At 29.2% G+C, this 16,699-nt stretch carries 16 protein-coding genes; 4 read left to right on the top strand and 12 right to left on the bottom strand.

Going from position 1 to position 16,699, the window contains the following annotated elements; genetic code table 11:
• Positions 1 to 261 precede the first annotated feature (261 nt).
• The 4 genes from RSA29_RS07975 to RSA29_RS07960 all read left to right on the top strand — a co-directional run bounded on the left by RSA29_RS07975 (position 262) and on the right by RSA29_RS07960 (position 2,955).
• Complete coding sequence (locus tag RSA29_RS07975) at positions 262 to 417, top strand: hypothetical protein (protein WP_346943504.1); 156 nt, start codon at positions 262 to 264, stop codon at positions 415 to 417.
• A gap of 390 nt (positions 418 to 807) precedes the next feature.
• On the top strand, positions 808 to 1,512 hold the full coding sequence (locus RSA29_RS07970) for a glycerophosphodiester phosphodiesterase family protein (RefSeq protein WP_346943503.1): 705 nt from the start codon (positions 808 to 810) through the stop codon (positions 1,510 to 1,512).
• A 111-nt stretch (positions 1,513 to 1,623) separates the two neighbouring features.
• Entirely contained in the window at positions 1,624 to 1,779 is a 156-nt protein-coding gene (locus RSA29_RS07965) for a hypothetical protein (RefSeq protein ID WP_346932215.1), read from the top strand.
• A 63-nt stretch (positions 1,780 to 1,842) separates the two neighbouring features.
• Positions 1,843 to 2,955 carry an aldo/keto reductase gene (locus tag RSA29_RS07960; RefSeq protein WP_346943502.1) on the top strand — a complete coding sequence of 371 codons (1,113 nt, stop codon included), beginning with the start codon at positions 1,843 to 1,845 and terminating at the stop codon, positions 2,953 to 2,955.
• Positions 2,956 to 2,999: 44 nt separating this feature from the next.
• Here the strand turns inward: RSA29_RS07960 and RSA29_RS07955 are convergent, their stop codons facing one another.
• The 12 genes from RSA29_RS07955 to RSA29_RS07900 form a co-directional block, all read right to left on the bottom strand.
• The gene (locus RSA29_RS07955; protein WP_346944397.1) at positions 3,000 to 3,944 is read right to left on the bottom strand and encodes a GGDEF domain-containing protein; all 945 of its coding nucleotides are present in this window, start codon (positions 3,942 to 3,944) and stop codon (positions 3,000 to 3,002) included.
• Between the two features lie 52 nt (positions 3,945 to 3,996).
• Positions 3,997 to 5,376, bottom strand: coding sequence for a DNA recombination protein RmuC (gene rmuC / locus RSA29_RS07950; RefSeq protein ID WP_346943500.1), 1,380 nt, complete (start codon positions 5,374 to 5,376; stop codon positions 3,997 to 3,999).
• A 213-nt stretch (positions 5,377 to 5,589) separates the two neighbouring features.
• Positions 5,590 to 6,150 (bottom strand): hypothetical protein, encoded by a 561-nt coding sequence (locus RSA29_RS07945; protein WP_346943499.1) that lies wholly within the window; start codon positions 6,148 to 6,150, stop codon positions 5,590 to 5,592.
• 43 nt (positions 6,151 to 6,193) lie between these two features.
• Entirely contained in the window at positions 6,194 to 7,057 is an 864-nt protein-coding gene (locus RSA29_RS07940; RefSeq protein ID WP_346943498.1) for a hypothetical protein, read from the bottom strand.
• A gap of 99 nt (positions 7,058 to 7,156) precedes the next feature.
• Positions 7,157 to 8,404 (bottom strand): HAMP domain-containing sensor histidine kinase, encoded by a 1,248-nt coding sequence (locus tag RSA29_RS07935; protein WP_346943497.1) that lies wholly within the window; start codon positions 8,402 to 8,404, stop codon positions 7,157 to 7,159.
• Positions 8,405 to 8,525: 121 nt separating this feature from the next.
• Positions 8,526 to 9,224: a response regulator transcription factor gene (locus RSA29_RS07930; protein WP_346932208.1), complete on the bottom strand. Its 699-nt coding sequence runs from the start codon at positions 9,222 to 9,224 to the stop codon at positions 8,526 to 8,528.
• 98 nt (positions 9,225 to 9,322) lie between these two features.
• Positions 9,323 to 10,366, bottom strand: coding sequence for a GGDEF domain-containing protein (locus RSA29_RS07925; RefSeq protein WP_346943496.1), 1,044 nt, complete (start codon positions 10,364 to 10,366; stop codon positions 9,323 to 9,325).
• 375 nt (positions 10,367 to 10,741) lie between these two features.
• Positions 10,742 to 13,261, bottom strand: a complete 2,520-nt coding sequence (locus tag RSA29_RS07920) for an FtsX-like permease family protein (protein ID WP_346943495.1) — start codon at positions 13,259 to 13,261, stop codon at positions 10,742 to 10,744.
• Positions 13,262 to 13,273: 12 nt separating this feature from the next.
• On the bottom strand, positions 13,274 to 13,954 hold the full coding sequence (locus RSA29_RS07915) for an ABC transporter ATP-binding protein (RefSeq protein WP_346943494.1): 681 nt from the start codon (positions 13,952 to 13,954) through the stop codon (positions 13,274 to 13,276).
• 359 nt (positions 13,955 to 14,313) lie between these two features.
• Positions 14,314 to 15,423, bottom strand: a complete 1,110-nt coding sequence (locus RSA29_RS07910) for a hypothetical protein (RefSeq protein ID WP_346943493.1) — start codon at positions 15,421 to 15,423, stop codon at positions 14,314 to 14,316.
• A complete protein-coding gene (locus RSA29_RS07905; protein WP_346943492.1) occupies positions 15,416 to 16,369 on the bottom strand; it encodes a DUF1700 domain-containing protein in 954 nt (317 codons plus the stop codon). The genes RSA29_RS07910 and RSA29_RS07905 overlap by 8 nt, the downstream gene beginning before the upstream one ends.
• Complete coding sequence (locus RSA29_RS07900; RefSeq protein WP_346943491.1) at positions 16,362 to 16,697, bottom strand: PadR family transcriptional regulator; 336 nt, start codon at positions 16,695 to 16,697, stop codon at positions 16,362 to 16,364. The genes RSA29_RS07905 and RSA29_RS07900 overlap by 8 nt, the downstream gene beginning before the upstream one ends.
• Between the last annotated feature and the right edge of the window lie 2 nt (positions 16,698 to 16,699).

Genomic DNA, 16,699 nt, shown 5'->3' with positions numbered 1-16,699 from the left:
TATATATATTTTGCAATTTAATTTTCACACTTTATTTTTTAAAATTAATTAATAGTTTCTCACTTGATTATAAATTTTAAATTAGACATTCTTAATTAGAGTTTATTAAAAATCCTGATCTATAGTGGTATTACATCAACTATTCATCTGATAAATAAAGATAGTCGCTTTTTATAGTTAAAATTTACCTTAATAAAATTAATAAATTTAGGCCAAACTAAATTGGTAATTTAAATTAATTTATTTTAAGGAGGAGTTTTTATGGCAAAAGACAGTCAACCCGATAACAAACAAGCTAGAATGGAAAAATGTAATTACCAAACACCCCTAACTAGTGAAACCGGCAAAAATCATAACAGAACTGCAAAGAAGCACTCCATTAAGAGAGAAGGATTTCAAAGTCCTCACATTAATTAATATTAAATTCAGAGGGAGTTTTTTCTCCCTCTAAACTTAGTAAAATTTATACAAAGCATTCAATACATTATTCTTATCCACCATTGTATATTCTCCTACTATAATAATTTTCCCTTTAATCTCTAATCATCACTTCATATTGCAAATACTAATCCATTTTCACGCAATAAAATTTTAAAATGCTACATGTTGTCCATACATATAATAAATATAAGTATTAAATTTCAGCTTCATTGAATAAACACTTTTGCAAAATGTTCCATTACTATTCCCTATGTTTATACCTTGATTATATATGCATTTGTAAATTTCATATATTATTCTCTTCTAAAGTATTAACATGTAAGTATTAATATAGTAATATATGTTATATATGGAGGTGTATGAGTTGTGATTTATTTTGCTCATAGAGGTGCTAGTGAAAATTATCCTGAAAATACTATCCTTTCCTTTGATAAAGCTATTATGGCTGGTGCAAAAGCTATAGAGTTTGATGTACACAAAACTAAGGATGAAGAACTTGTTGTCATTCATGATGAAGATATAAAAAGAACTTTTCAAGGTAAAGGACTTATAAAAGACTATACCCTTGCAGAACTAAAGGAATTTAAAAGTGCTTATTTAGAATATGAAAACAGTAAATTGTGTAAAATACCCACCTTAAATGAAGTGCTAGAAATTATCAGACATAAAGATATATTTATAAATATAGAATTAAAAACAGATAAAATTCATTATCGTGATATTGAAAAAGATGTTATAAATGTTATAAAAAAATATGGTATTAAAGAAAATGTATTAATATCCAGCTTTAATACTAAATCACTTGAAATATGTAAATCAATAGATGATACAATAAATATAGGTATACTTTTTGATAAAAGGATAAATGACTTATTTAGTTATGCAAAATCATTAGGTGCCTATTCCCTTAACCCAAATGTAAATTCAGTTGACGAAACTTTCATATCTGCTGCTCACGAAAACAACCTTAAAGTATTTACTTATACAGTGAATAAACCTTCTATTGCCAACCACCTTGACAAAATAGGATGTGATGGTATATTTACAGATAGCATTGAAAAATTTATATAGTCTTAAAGTTATAATTTCATTACTTGCAAATTATAGTACCTTTATACTTCGTTCAATGTTCAAATTGCTATTAATATTTAAAAATAACTTAATAACGAAGGGGGATTAATTATGTCAGATAAAAATATAGAAATGATGAAAAAGCTTATTGAAGAAAAAAAGAATAAAGGTAAAGTAAATGGCGGAACACTTCACCCAACTAAAAGTATGGGTAAAACTCAAAAAGCCTTTAAAAACAAAAAACAAGGTGGAGTTACTGATAAGTAATCATATATTTCTTATTACTAATAATTTATTGATTTAAAACAAAGTGTTAGAGGAGATTTTAAAATGATTTATAAACCTTATGGAAATACTGGTAAAATGGTTTCTGCCATTGGATTTGGTGGTATGAGATTTACTGATGATTGCACTATTGAAGAAGGTGCTGAAATAGTTAGATATGCGAATAGTTTAGGAATAAACTATTTTGATACAGCACCTAACTACTGTAATGACAGAAGTGAAGACATATTCGGAGAAGCATTTAAAAATATGCCTAATGACTTCTATGTTTCAACTAAAAGCAGTATCGGTAGCGAACCTGATGCAGATGCTGTAAGACGAAGAATAGACAACTCTCTTAAAAGACTTGGTGTTGACAAAATAAATTTCCACCATATGTGGTGTATTATGGACCTTGCTCACTATAGAAGAGTTATGGCAAAAGGAGGACCTTACTGGGGTGCTCTTAAAGCTAAGGAAGAAGGATTAATTGATCATTTAGTATTTTCAACCCATGCATCTGGAGAAGAAATTAGAATCATGGTTGAAGAGGGCTTCTTCGAAGGAGTAACTCTTGGTTATAACATTTTAAACTTCCCTTATCGTCAAGAAGGAATTTTAGCAGCCCAAGAACATGGCCTTGGAGTTGCAACCATGAATCCACTAGGTGGCGGGTTAATTCCTGAACAAAAAGACTACTTCTCTTTTATAAAAGAAAATCCTGCTGAAAGTGTTGTACAAGCAGCATTACGATTTAATGCATCCCACGAAGGCATTTCTGTTACACTTTCTGGAATGAGTAGTAAAGAAGAAATTAAACATAATGTAGATGCAGTCAACAACCTTACAATTCTTAAAAATTCTCAGTTAGATATATTAAAATCCTCTATAAGGCAAGATATGAATGAACTTTGTACTACTTGCCAATACTGTAAACATTGTCCTAAAGACATTAATATCCCTAAATATATGGATTTATATAATCATTATGTCCTAAAAGGAATTGATGGAATTAATCAGAGATATGAGGATTTAAAAAAATTCAAAAGCATTAATTTCGAAAAAGACATGTCACCAGCTGATTGTATAAACTGTAAAAAATGTGAAACTCTTTGTACTCAAAAATTAAACATAATTGACAGATTACATTGGCTCGATAAAAACCTAATAACCAAGTAAATAAAAGGTATGAAATTCTTCCATTGAATTTCATACCTTTTTAACTATTTTTTACTACCCCATGCAACCTGATTTCTTCCATTATTTTTAGCTTCATAAAGTTTTTTATCTGCAATATCTATTAACTCATGAACTTTTTTTTCACAAAAATCTTTATTCCTCATATTAAATAATTCATTCCTATTAAATTCTGATCCATTCCATCCATATACTCCAAAACTACAAGTTATATTAACACTATTTCCATTGAAGTTAAATATAGTTTCTTCTATCTTTGCCCTTATTCTTTCTGCAATAATTTGTGTACTTTCTTCATCTGTATCATTTAAAACTATGAGAAACTCCTCACCACCATATCGTCCAATCCAATCTGTTGTATTGTTTCTTATATATTTTGAAACAATTAAAGTGAATTCCTTTAGAACCTTATCGCCCATCAGATGTCCGTACGTATCATTAATTTCTTTAAAATAATCTATATCTGCCATTATCACTGACATAGAATAAGAATTTTTTAATGCTTCTCTAATATCTTCACTTAGCCTTTCCCTTATGTATCTTCTATTATAAACTCCCGTTAAATCATCTCTAATGCTCGCTTCCCTTACATCATCTAAAAACTTCTCCATAGTCTCTGCATAATGATTATCTTTATTTATAATCACACCATTTTTAGATATATCTTTGAGCATTTCCACCACGTATTTTTTTCCATCTATCTCTACAGGTGTTGCTATTATCAAAAATATACTTTTACTTGTATACTCAAATTTCACTGCAGTATCATTGTCTTGATACGCTTTAAATGAAATACACTCTTTGCACGCTTCATTCCTTTTCCAAAAATCGTAGCAACTACCTTCAATTGCAACCTGTAAATCATTTTCTATTACCACTACTTTATTATCTATTGGATTAACCACTCTTAATATATCATAAATATTATTAAAAATTGAAAGCCTTTCCTTAATTTTTTCTATTATGTTCATATTTGAAATCCCCTTTAAAGACCTGCCTTGTCGATCATTTATTTTTCTTATGTTATTCATCTATCGGAAATATTTCTATATAGGCATCTGGACTATCACTAGTTAAACTCTCCACACTCATTAGCCTTTTATTAATTTGCTTTGTTCTAGTCCCAACTAATTTATCAAGATCTGTACTTGCCTGATTTAGTTTTTTCTGAGTCGCCTGAAGCACTTCTTCAAACTTGCCAAACTCTGTCTTAACAGCACCTAACACATTCCAAACTTCACTGGACCTCTTTTCTATAGCCAGAGTTCTAAATCCCATTTGTAAGCTATTTAAAAGAGCTGCTAATGTTGTTGGTCCCGTTACATTAATTTTATACTCTCTTTGAAGTATTTCCACTAAATTAGTTCTCTTAACTACCTCTGCATAAAGTCCTTCGATAGGTAAAAACATTATTGCAAAATCTGTAGTGTTTGGTGGATCTATATACTTATCTCTAATATCTTTAGCAGCCTTTTTTATTGCATATTCTAATTTTTTATAACTCTCCTCAATAAGCTTTTGATCTCCCCCCTCGTAGGCATCAACTAAATTATGGTACATATCTAGTGGAAATTTTGAATCCATAGGCAAATATACTATATCCCCCTTATCCCGCCCAGGGAGCTTTATAGCAAACTCTACATTATCCCTAGAACCTTTTTTTGTTGCTACATTGATATCATACTGATCCTTTGTAAGTATTTGATCAAGAATTCTTCCTAGCTGAATTTCGCCTAAAGTCCCTCTTGTTTTAACATTAGAAAGTACCTTCTTTAAATCCCCAACTCCCATGGCTAAAGTCTGCATTTCTCCTAGACCCTTATGTACTACTTCCAATCTATCACTTACTAACTTAAATGATTCTCCTAGCCTTTTTTCTAAAGTGCTTTGCAGTTTTTCGTCTACCGTTTCTCTCATCTTTTCTAGTTTATCCTCAGTTGATTTAAGTAATTCGCTTTGTTTATTAGATAACTCATTGAATTTTTCCCTCTGAAGCTCATTAAAATCATTTACACTCTTAGAAAACTGATTTTCAAAAGATTTTAAAGATTTTTCCATTGTAATTGAATATGTATCTAACTGACTTTTTTGGAATTTAGCTATTTCGCTCATCCTAATTAAAATAGCTTCACTTAATCTTTGAACCTGTAGGTTGAGCTCTAACCTGGATTCTTTTTCATTGGTTCTAGCCTCTTCCCTATTTCTTGAAATCTCATCTCTAAACGATCTCTCTAGCTTTTCTATTCCTCTATCAATTTCCTCTACCTTCTGCTGCACCAAAGAAAATTTGTTCTCAACCTCAACTAAGCTGCCTGTACCCCTAACCCTTACACTTTTCAACATAAACGTTAAATATATATTTATAACCAATAATATAATTACAATAACTAATAAAATTTCCATACGACCATCTCCAAATCTTCTTACTTAAATAACCTTCTCAATATATATTGTAACATCTATATCGCTAAAATCCTACTCTACAGGATTATAATATATATATTAACTCCAAAATAAAAACCATTACTTCTATTCTATACAGAAATAATAGTTTAAAATATATTATTTTGAACTTAACTATATTCTAATAGTTTTTTAAATCAGACCTAATTATTATTATTCAACTAATGTAACAAATTCTTTTCCCTCTTTTCTTACCATAAAAAGAATTAAAACTTTTGAAAGTACATTCACAATTAAAATAATTGGAAGAATCATTACTGTACCTAAATAATTTAATGTAAATGCCGTAATTATAATTATTGCAACTGTACTATTAAAGTAAAATTTCCACCTGAATTTTATTTTATTATATAACTGCGCATTCATTCTATTTTCTTCAAGATTATAACTTCCCTTGCAAATATAATAAATTATAACAATCATTATTATCACACCTAATTGTTCCAATACAATAACCCACATATTTGCCATAATTATAGAGCTACTATCTATACCAAACCATAACATTGACCCTTGAAGTATAGATATTGCCACCATTACCTGTGCATAGATTATACCTTTACCAAATTCTATATCATGCTGCTTCATTTTATATAACCCTTGCCAAATTAAAATATATCCAATAAAATTTGGGAGTATATCAACAGATAAAATTCTAACTCTAAAAAATATCAAAATTAATCCCCAAAGTATGACCCTAAAATTTTTATTCATAATAACACCTCTAAATTTAAGCTAATTTAACTTATTCCTACATTTAATTACTATTTTTCAATTCCTCTACAACCTTTTTCATTTCGAATTCATTAGATATCCATGGTTCTCCATTACCTATTTGAAAATTAATGTGATCTTCATTGTTATCCTTGTCTATAATATTTAAAGCAAGTCTTAACTTATTAACATTATCTAATTTCTTATTTTCGCCACTAAATTTAGAAATATAATATATCTCTATTTTTTTACCTGTCCCTATCTTTATTGGAAATGTATCCTCATTTTCTATACTTTTATTATTAATAATGATGTGATAATTTTCGTTTATATAATCTAGAAATCCTCCTTTAACCCCAGTTATTTCAATATCTCTATTAGCTATATATGTTTCACTTCCTGTAGATGTCGAAAAACTATCTCCACCTAAGCTTTCACAAAAACTACTTTTCCCTATATCACTTTTCCTTAAATAAATGTCACCAACTTCCACATTAAATGCACTACCTTTATTTGGAGCGATGCATATTTCTGATATATGAACTTGTCCTTTTTCTAAAAGAGTGTTTACCTCTTGTCCTGTTGATGCAACTACATCACTAAAATCCACAGTTAATTTATTTATTTTATAAGGCCATTGATACCTTTCCCATTTAACCTTTTTCTCCTTTTCTGAAACTAAACTCCCTTTACCCTTTATATTTGGTGCCGTAAATAGATTATATTTTTCATTACTAAATACATTGTCAATATAATAAATATCTACAATTTTTTCATCACTATCAATATAATGATTTAAAAATATAGGTTCTTTCAAAGATGTCTTAGCAAATTTATATACATTAAAAGTCCATGATCCTACAATAATTATCATAAGCGCTATTATCGTTATTTTTTTATATTCCATCATATTCCCACCTTAAATTATCTAAATATTTTAAATATTGTAACTAATTATACCACTTATTTTTTAAAAATATTGTCGAAAAAAGCTAGTGATTTTATATTACCACTGACTTCTAATAAGGATAATTCTAAATTCACTTCCAACTCCGATTTCACTTTCAACTTCAATATACCCATTTTGAGCTTCCACTATAGATTTACTAAGGGAAAGTCCAATACCAACGGAATCTGTCTTACCATTTTTATAAAATCTTTTAAAAATATTTGGAATATCTTTTTCACTGATACCTTCACCATTATCCTTTACAATTATCTTTGTGTTTATAATATTTTCCTCCATTGATATTTGAATTCTACCACCATTGCTATGCTCTATTCCATTTTTAATTATATTAATTAAAGCTTCTCCAAGCCAGTGATCATCATATTTAAATATAAAACCCTTGTTCTCAACCCCATTACCATCTTCAAAAATAACCTCTACATTATTTTCAATAGACATAACTTGTAGTGAGTCAATAACTGCCTTTATTGTGTCCACTAAATTGTTTTCCTTAACATTAAATTCAATAGCTCTGGCATCTACTCTTGCAAGTTTCAGCATACTTTTGATAAGCCAATTCATCCTATCTAATTGACTTCTATTATTATCTAAAAATCTAGTTTTATCTTCCTTAGTTATTCTTTCTCTGGCTAAAATATCATTGTAAACCATCAATGTTGCTAAAGGCGTTTTAAGTTGATGTGATATATCTGATAATATATTTACCAGGAATTCCTTTTCATTCTTTAAATCTATCATTTGATTTTGAATTATTTGTCTCATATTGCTAAATCCATAGGATAGCTTTGCAAAATCTCCTTCCTTTTCCTCATATATATTTATATCATAATTTCCCTCTAATATTTGTTTTGAAACATTCGTTATATTTCTTACCCGGGAATATATTCTTTCATATTGAAAATAGTTTAGAATTAACAATATACCTACAATTGCTATCCACATAAAGCTTAATACTAGCCTACTACTTATAAATACTTCATTTAAACTTCCCATGAATCTTATATGTAAACTTTCTTTATATCCATAGTCCTCTAATATAGCTTTTCCGCGTTCAATCTTTTCATCACTTGGCGTAATAAATGAATTAGCTACAATTTCACTCTCAAGGTCTGGATACTTATCTGCTATGGTGCCTATCATCGCGGCTCTTCCATCTATATAACTATTTTTTATATCATTAAACTTAACTGTAATTACTATATTTATTATTCCTATAAACAGTATTGCTATAATAATTAACATCATAGAGCTTTTCCTTAACTCTGGATTCGAAAAATTTTTCATAATTACTTCTCCCATTTTAAATTATGGCTATATTTAAAGTCAAAGTTTGTTACTATTTCCTATTATTAACCCAATTGCCCCTTAAAATATAAACTACTTAGTATACATTTTTTACATTCACTTAATCTTTAATTTTAACTTCCCTATTCCAAACATACCCTAATCCCCGTTTCGTAATTATGTATTCAGGCTTACTACAATTGTCTTCTATCTTCTCTCTAAGTCTTTTCACATAAACAGATAGAGTGTTGTCCTCTACATATGCACCTTCAGCATCAAATAATTCATTCAAAATTTCATCCTTACTAAGTAAAACCCCTTGGTTCTTTATGAAAATTAAAAGTAACTTATATTCATTTGCCGTTGCTGATATCTTTTTACCAAACTTTGTAACCTCTGCAATAGAAGTATTTATTTCTATATCACCACAACATAAAATCCCTGTATTATTATTTCCTTTATTATTTCTTCTTAAGACTACACGAATCCTTGATAATAGCTCTCTCACTCTAAAAGGCTTCGTTATGTAGTCATCTCCACCTATATCAAGACCTAAAATTACATTTACCTCTTCATCCAGGGCCGTTAAAAATATTATAGGTATATCTTTCTTTGCCTTAACATACTTGCAAAAATCGTATCCACTTCCATCTGGTAAATTTATATCTAAAAGTATTAAGCTAAAGTTTTCACTATCAACTATATTCTCTCCATCCCTTATATTCGCTACTCTAGTTACTGAGTACCCGTCTTCTTTTAATGTATATTCAACCCCAATTGCTAGAGCCTCATCATCCTCAACTAATAAAATTCTATTCACAATATACCCTCCAATTATCAACACTAAAAAACAAAGAGGCATAAGCCTCTTTAATTAATATAAAGTTTAAATGTAAAATTCATTCTTATATAATATAGTTAATTTGCATATGCATCCTTACTACGCTTATGCATATACATTAAATCATCGCAACGCCTCATTAAATCTTCTATACTCTCCTGTTCTGGATTATATACTCCTATCCCATAACTAAACTTAATAATATATGGCTTATTCATATTTTTGTTATATTCATCAAATTTTTGACTTAATACCTTAATATGCCACTCTATATTTTGTTTATTACTCTCCTCAATTAAAATGGTAAATTCATCTCCACCAAGCCTTATACTTTTCGTTTTCCTAGCAAATGTTTCTCTCAATAATTTAGAAAATACTTTTATGGTTTCATCCCCTTCATGATGACCATAATTATCATTAATATATTTAAGTCCATCTAAGTCAATGTTAATTACACTTAGCTCTACATGTTTTTTCCTCTTCAAGTTATAAATATACTCATTATATTCTACTCTATTGCCTAATCCCGTCAGGAAATCTTTTCTTGATTTATCATGTAATATATATATATATATACAGCTAACTACAATTGACCAACTACTCCATATAGCCAAAATTACCGGGTATTTTATTTGAATAATTCCTAATATAAGTGGAATAAATATACATAATCCAAATATAAATAATTCATCTTTCCATAATACAGTTCTGTTTTTCCACAAAAACATTAGGTTAATCATAAAATAAAAGCAACTGGCTGACGGAGAAATAAAAAACATCTCACCTCTTATATATTTATTATTCTCGGTTATTTCAAATATATAATTAAATTTATAACTTAATAAAGAGTATACTACTACTATTATTAATGGCATTGCCAATGCTACTAACTTTTTATTGCTTATTTCTCTATCTTTATCCACACATTTATTCAAAAACATCCACATTAAGAATGATGGAATTTGCGCCATTGAAAACCCCATGACATTTATAACTTTATGAACTTCCATACTGCTATACATGTTAATTTCATTAAATACAATAGAAAAAATCTCCAGTATAAGTAATGCTACCACTACCGCATTTATAGTAATAAATATTTTGTCTCTTTGGTTTTTCATGTCTAATTTTAAGGCTGCATGTCCTAATATAATACAAAGTAATATGCACATAAAAATATTTATATAAACCTTCAATATAGCATTAATTATATTACTCCCCTTCATCCCTAATTAAAATTTATATTAGTTATTTTAATATTACAACTTATTTATATTATTACATATTTATGATAATTATTCCATATTATTTTTAATACAACTCTATTTTTCGCTAAGCTTTACATTTAAATTAGTCCTAGACTGTAGTATCACCATTTATTTACAGCATAAAATTAATTTTACACTTAATAATATAAAATAGATAAACCTCACATTTTGTATAATACTTTAGTACAAAATGCGAAGTTACAAATTTAACTCTATTATTCTTTTTCCTTACTCTCCTCTTATTCCTTCAATAATATTTTCCTTATCAAGTTTTCTAAGCGGCATTAGTGCTGCCAAATATCCCATGGCTATAACTGATATCATAGCTATACTTATACTTTCCCATGGTAATATAAATTTGAAATCTCTAATATTAGACATTGGGTTATATAGTGCATAAGCTAATATTGTTCCTGTAATAGATCCAATAATTCCACCATATAGTCCAAATAACACTCCCTCAAAGGTTATCATCTTTCTCATTTGCTTTTTAGTCATCCCAATGGCTTTTAAAGCAGATAATTCCTTCTTTCTAAGAAGAATATTTGTAGTTACTGTATTTACTCCACTTATCAACGTTATTACTAGGGTAAATCCCATAAGTAATATTGCAATTTGCATTTTAAATGCCTTGTCATTTTTAGCCTCTTCAATCTTATTATAATAGCTAAAACTAGCATTAGTATTCTCAATTTCCCTTAGTTTCTCATCTATTTCATCAGCATAGGATTCATCAGTAATTTTTATATCTGCTCCAATAATCTTAAATCTCTCAACTTGCTCTTTATTGTCAGATATTAAGTTTTCCACCGTAGCTTTACTTCCTATAACATTTAACATACTTGAATAGCTTGTAGAATTAAACGGTAGTACGTCTACAATAGCTGCAACCTTAACCTTTTTAAGATTTGTACTCTCAAATTCTTTTTTTCCATCTGAGTATTCAATGTTACTAATTAAAATCTCATCTCCTACTTTAAGATTTGCCATAGGTGAAATTAGAGTTTTACTCCTACTATAAAACATTGTTTCTCTAACTATAATTACTTCTCCATCCTTAATGTTATCAACGCTACCTTCTTTAACGTACTTTTTAACTAGCTTTAACTTTTCATTATCATACCCTTGAAATCCAACTCTTATTTTGGACTTATTTTCCCCATCTATATTGCAATCAAATTGATTTGCATCTTGATTTTCCGAAGCCCACAGTCTAACCTCTTTTGGAATTGCAGACTCTTCTACAAATCCTTCCATTTGTAGAGATTGATAATTTACATACACTTTATCTACACCTTTAATATTTTCTATATCATCTAATAATTTATTATCTATCCCTACAATTTCATCATTGCGGTAGTTTTGAGATATTCTAAATGCCATATCATTATCCTCTGTAACTTTATCTGCAAAGTTAGTAGCGAACTTTGCAAATGTTGTAAATGTAACAAATATAGTTACACTTATAGCCATAGATAATACAGTTATATAAAATCTCTTTTTATTTCTCTTAACATTTTTAAGCGCCATGGCTGTATCTATTTTAAGTAACTTTCCTAGAATCTTTCCACCTCTATTTTTCTTTTCCTTTTTAATTAGAGATTGGCTACTTATAGCCACCAGTGGTGATATTTTCCCTGCACTTCTAGCTGGCATATAAGCTGAAACATATATTGACCCTATTCCAACTGTTGCACTTATAAGCATTGCTATAGGTGATATTACAACTTTAAGATTTCGGAATTCTCCAACCCCCGACATATTTTCAAATACAAACGCAATACAATATACAGCTACAACTCCGAAGAATAATCCTAGTGGAACTCCTATTAATATCATAAGAGATGCTTCTCTAATTACCAGTGTCATAATTTGTTTTTTTGTAGTCCCAATTGCTCTTAGAAGTCCAAATTGTTTCAGTCTCTCTGCAATGCTAATATGGAAAGCGTTATAAATAACTACCACTGTAGCTATAACTACAATTCCAATGACAATGAAAACTAGCATATACATAGATTCATTATTACCAATATTGCTAGATTCCGCTGTAAGTCTCAATAGCTTTTCGTTTCTTACTACCTTATTTTTATCACCTACTAAATTTGATATTTCACCAATTACTTCTTGTTTATTAGCTTTCTCCTTAATTTTAACTAATGTAATAGCAGCTTCTGGTTCAAAGTTAATACCGCTATCTATTAAATAAGCTGTAGCTATCCCGTTACTTTGAGATTCCCAGTCATCCTTAACTATTCCTGAAAGAACATATTCTATATTATTCCCCCCTTCATCTGGAACTTTAATTGTATCCCCTACTTTAACTTCTTTTTCAAAGTATCTAAGTATCCACCTTTCTATAGCAATCTCATTTTTAGCCTTTGGTATATTTCCCTCTTCTAAATTTACATTCATAAGCTTAAATGAAACTTCATTTAAATAATTAAGCTGAAGATTTTTACCTTTAATAAAATTCACTGGCTCCTTACTTACCATGCTGCCCAAACTATCTACCTTTGGATTGACTTTAATCTTGTCTATCATCTCTGATGATACATTAGATATAGAAGCATGGAATTCGCCTGTCTCCCTCTTTGCATCTTCTAGCATAGAGTTTTGTACCGTTAAAATAAATGTACATATGGAGGTAACTAGTGCCACTGATAGTATTATTCCTATAATTGTTAATATAGTTCTTTTTTTATTATCCTTTAAGTACCTTCCACTTAAAGCTTTATAGCTATTAATCAAAATTTCAGCCCCCTATGCCATGTATTTATCACTTTGTATTTTTCCATCGCTTATAGTTATAACTCTATCAGCTTGCTCCGCCACCTTGCTATCGTGAGTTATAAGTATTAGTGTTTGATTATATTTTCTTGCTGTAGTCTTCAAAAGTTCAATAACCTCTTTAGAATTTTTGCTATCTAAATTACCTGTTGGTTCATCTGCAAGAACTATAGATGGTTTATTTATAAGTGCCCTAGCTATAGAAACTCTCTGTTGCTGACCACCTGAAAGTTCTGCTGGAATATGCTTTCTTCTATCTTCAAGACCTATCATTGAAATAATCTCATCCAAATATTTTTTATCTACCTTTTCATTATCAAGAAGAGCTGGAAGTGAAATATTTTCCTCTACATCAAGAATAGGCATTAAATTAAAGAATTGAAATATAAAACCTATGTTTCTTCTTCTGAAAATACTAAGTCCAGTCTCATTCTGTTTATATATATCTTTATCTTCTATAATTACTTTTCCATCTGTAGGCCTATCAAGGCCTCCAATTAAGTGAAGTAATGTAGATTTGCCAGAACCTGATGCCCCAATTATTGCTACAAATTCACCCTTGTTTACTGAAAAACTTACTCCATCTAATGCACGAACCTGATTATCACCCTTACCATAATATTTTTTCAAATTTTCAACTCTTAAAATCTCCATATCTATTCTCCTTAAAGTTTAATTATTTTCTCTAATCACTCTACATTTATGATTATATTATGTTTTGCTAAAGTTAACCATAAACATAACCTTACAGAAAAAATAGTTATCTTACAATTTAGTCATAAAGTGATTCTTATAATCAAAGAGAATTTCTTTAAGATGAGTGCCTCTCTGCGTCTTAATACTAAAAAACTTATCTAGTGTATGTCCGTTATTATCCCTCACCTAAATAAAACATGGTGTTATTACATTGATTAGACATCTTATAACCACTTATCCACCTTAAATTTATGCAAAGAAAAAACCTTAAGTGAAACTAAACACTCAAAGCTTTCCTTATTAATATTTTTTAAACATTAATCATTTATATTCAATTCTTTTACATCTAATTCTAATTCATTTGGATATACATGTTCAAATTCACAGTTATAAAACTCTGATACATATAAGTTAAAGTCCTTATTCTCTCCTTTTCCAATATAACCTGAATAACTTCCTACCTTATTAATAAAATCATTTTGCTTATCAAAGGCCTCTCCATCAAATGAAACATTATAGGAATTATTTGATTTTCTACCTTCTAAATTAACATTCATTCCATAATCTTTAAAGTTAGTCTCATAATTTATATTACTACCTTTTAACTTAACATCTTTACCTATTGGTATGTATGAAATAATATCTATGTCATTTGCATTTAAAGTAACACTAGTAGGTAATTTTGCTGCTTCAATATATTCCTTTTCAAGACCTTTAGACGCAATCTCTATTTCTCCAGCTGATATATTTACATTCTCCGCATTTAAAAATTCTCTTAAATCCATCTCTATATAAGCCCCTGTTTTTATACTTATATTTTTAAGGTTATTGTAATTTGGTAAATTTACATATCCATAATGAGTGTTAAATATCAAATTGTCCTTTAATACTTCCTTATCTTTTATTATTAAATTATTAGAATAACTGCTATTAACGTTTATATCAACACCATTTGGTACTTCTATAATTATTTGACTATTGTCATTTCTTTCCTCTACTATTGCAGATATCATCTGATCATAGCCTTTCTCAAAGAAACCTCTAAAGCTATCAGATTCAAAAAAGTTATATATAGATCTTTCTCCTACTATCTTTAATTCTTTTTTACTTTCATCATAAGTGCTTTCAACCTTAATACTATCTTCCATATACTCATTAATCATAACCCTTGTATTACTATCTTTTGATTTTTTAACCTCTACATCAAATCCTTGATCCCTTAATGATTCTATGTTAATAGATAATACCTCTTCTGCTGTTATGAATACTTCTTTTTCTGCCACCTTTGCATTAGCAACTTCTCTTTGAACCCTGTAAACTTCATTTACAACCTTTGGAACCATATATATACCACTAATTATTGAACCAGTAATCCCAACTCCAAGAAAAACAGCCGCTACTATAAGTGATTTTTTCCATCTATTCATGAGCTCCATCCTCCTTATTTTTCTTCTCTTCATCTTCATATTCCACATCTATAATCTCTGTTAATTCTGAATTTCTATCTTCTAATTCTTCGCTACTAAATGAAGCTTCTGTTAAAGATTTTTGATTTATATATTCAATCTCCTTCTTTAAATTATATCCATCTACTTCATCCTCAAAAGTTTCATTGTGATTATATTCTACATCAGAGTGTGACCCAACATTTTCGCCTACATTTATATCTTGGTTTTTACCACTTTCCTGTTGATTTTTAACTCTTACATACATATTTCTAGTTTTAATCCAAGAAACATATTTAACCACAAGATACTTTAACCCCTTGTATATTAGAGAATATATAGTCCAAAATAGAATTGTAAATCCAGTCCAAGCAAAGCAAGCAAAGATTCCGAAAATACCAGCACCTATATCTACTCCCATAAGAACTGCCGCACCAATATACCCTACGAAGTTTCCAATAGACATTGCTATAAGCCCAAATAACCAAGCAACCATTGATGTTGCAACTGCTAAACTAGGAAAGAATAATAACACAGTGATAATAATCATAATTATCTTCACTCCAGCAGCAGAAACCTTTCCATTTAATACAGAGTTAGAATCTAAGAACTTCTTAGTTTTATTCCCAGCCTTTGTACCCTGTGTTTTCACATTTCTCCAAAGATTTTTTGCATCCCTAGAAATCTTATCCTTAATTTCTCCATTATTATTTGTAGCTTTACTTTGACCCTTCATCTCTTCCATAAGCTCTTTTGCTATGCTCTTAGGTGAACCTAGGTTTTTTATAATTTCCTCATTACTTTTTCCCTGAAGTTCTCCATTTAGGAAAAACTCTTCATAGTCTCTTAAAATATCATTTATCTCATGCTCACTAAAGGTTCCCTTTAGATAATCCCTTAATATATCTAAAAAATCATTCTTATTCATTATTTTTTATCTCCTTCCTATAACACTCTAATATTAAATTCACATCTCTCACAAATTCTTCCCATTCTTTAACTAATGTTCTTAAATTAGCTTTTCCATAATCAGTTATTTTATAATATTTTCTATCTGGTCCACCTTCTGACTTAACCATGTAAGTCTCAAAGTTTCCTTCTGATGTAAGTCTTCTAAGTAGTGGATATATTGTACTTTCTTTTACAGACATAACTCTTGAAATGTTATCAACAATTTCATATCCATACATATCATTATTATCAATAAGTGTAAGAACACATATTTCAATTACACCTTTCCTCAGTTGTGTACTCATGG

Origin of the sequence: Clostridium sp. (assembly GCF_036660475.1) — a bacterium.
Lineage (GTDB): Bacteria > Bacillota > Clostridia > Clostridiales > Clostridiaceae > Clostridium_J.
Note: the sequence above shows the minus strand (reverse complement) of the source record. Positions and strands in the feature narration are given on the sequence as shown.

Bases quoted from the DNA above. Each gene is read 5' to 3' on its own strand.
- RSA29_RS07935 (WP_346943497.1), bottom strand. From the start codon at position 8,404: ATGAAAAATTTTTCGAATCCAGAGTTAAGGAAAAGCTCTATGATGTTA.
- RSA29_RS07940 (WP_346943498.1), bottom strand. From the start codon at position 7,057: ATGGAATATAAAAAAATAACGATAATAGCGCTTATGATAATTATTGTA.
- RSA29_RS07900 (WP_346943491.1), bottom strand. From the start codon at position 16,697: ATGAGTACACAACTGAGGAAAGGTGTAATTGAAATATGTGTTCTTACA.
- RSA29_RS07910 (WP_346943493.1), bottom strand. From the start codon at position 15,423: ATGAATAGATGGAAAAAATCACTTATAGTAGCGGCTGTTTTTCTTGGA.
- RSA29_RS07960 (WP_346943502.1), top strand. From the start codon at position 1,843: ATGATTTATAAACCTTATGGAAATACTGGTAAAATGGTTTCTGCCATT.
- RSA29_RS07915 (WP_346943494.1), bottom strand. From the start codon at position 13,954: ATGGAGATTTTAAGAGTTGAAAATTTGAAAAAATATTATGGTAAGGGT.
- RSA29_RS07925 (WP_346943496.1), bottom strand. From the start codon at position 10,366: ATGAAAAACCAAAGAGACAAAATATTTATTACTATAAATGCGGTAGTG.
- RSA29_RS07965 (WP_346932215.1), top strand. From the start codon at position 1,624: ATGTCAGATAAAAATATAGAAATGATGAAAAAGCTTATTGAAGAAAAA.
- RSA29_RS07905 (WP_346943492.1), bottom strand. From the start codon at position 16,369: ATGAATAAGAATGATTTTTTAGATATATTAAGGGATTATCTAAAGGGA.
- rmuC (WP_346943500.1), bottom strand. From the start codon at position 5,376: ATGGAAATTTTATTAGTTATTGTAATTATATTATTGGTTATAAATATA.
- RSA29_RS07945 (WP_346943499.1), bottom strand. From the start codon at position 6,150: ATGAATAAAAATTTTAGGGTCATACTTTGGGGATTAATTTTGATATTT.
- RSA29_RS07975 (WP_346943504.1), top strand. From the start codon at position 262: ATGGCAAAAGACAGTCAACCCGATAACAAACAAGCTAGAATGGAAAAA.
- RSA29_RS07955 (WP_346944397.1), bottom strand. From the start codon at position 3,944: ATGAACATAATAGAAAAAATTAAGGAAAGGCTTTCAATTTTTAATAAT.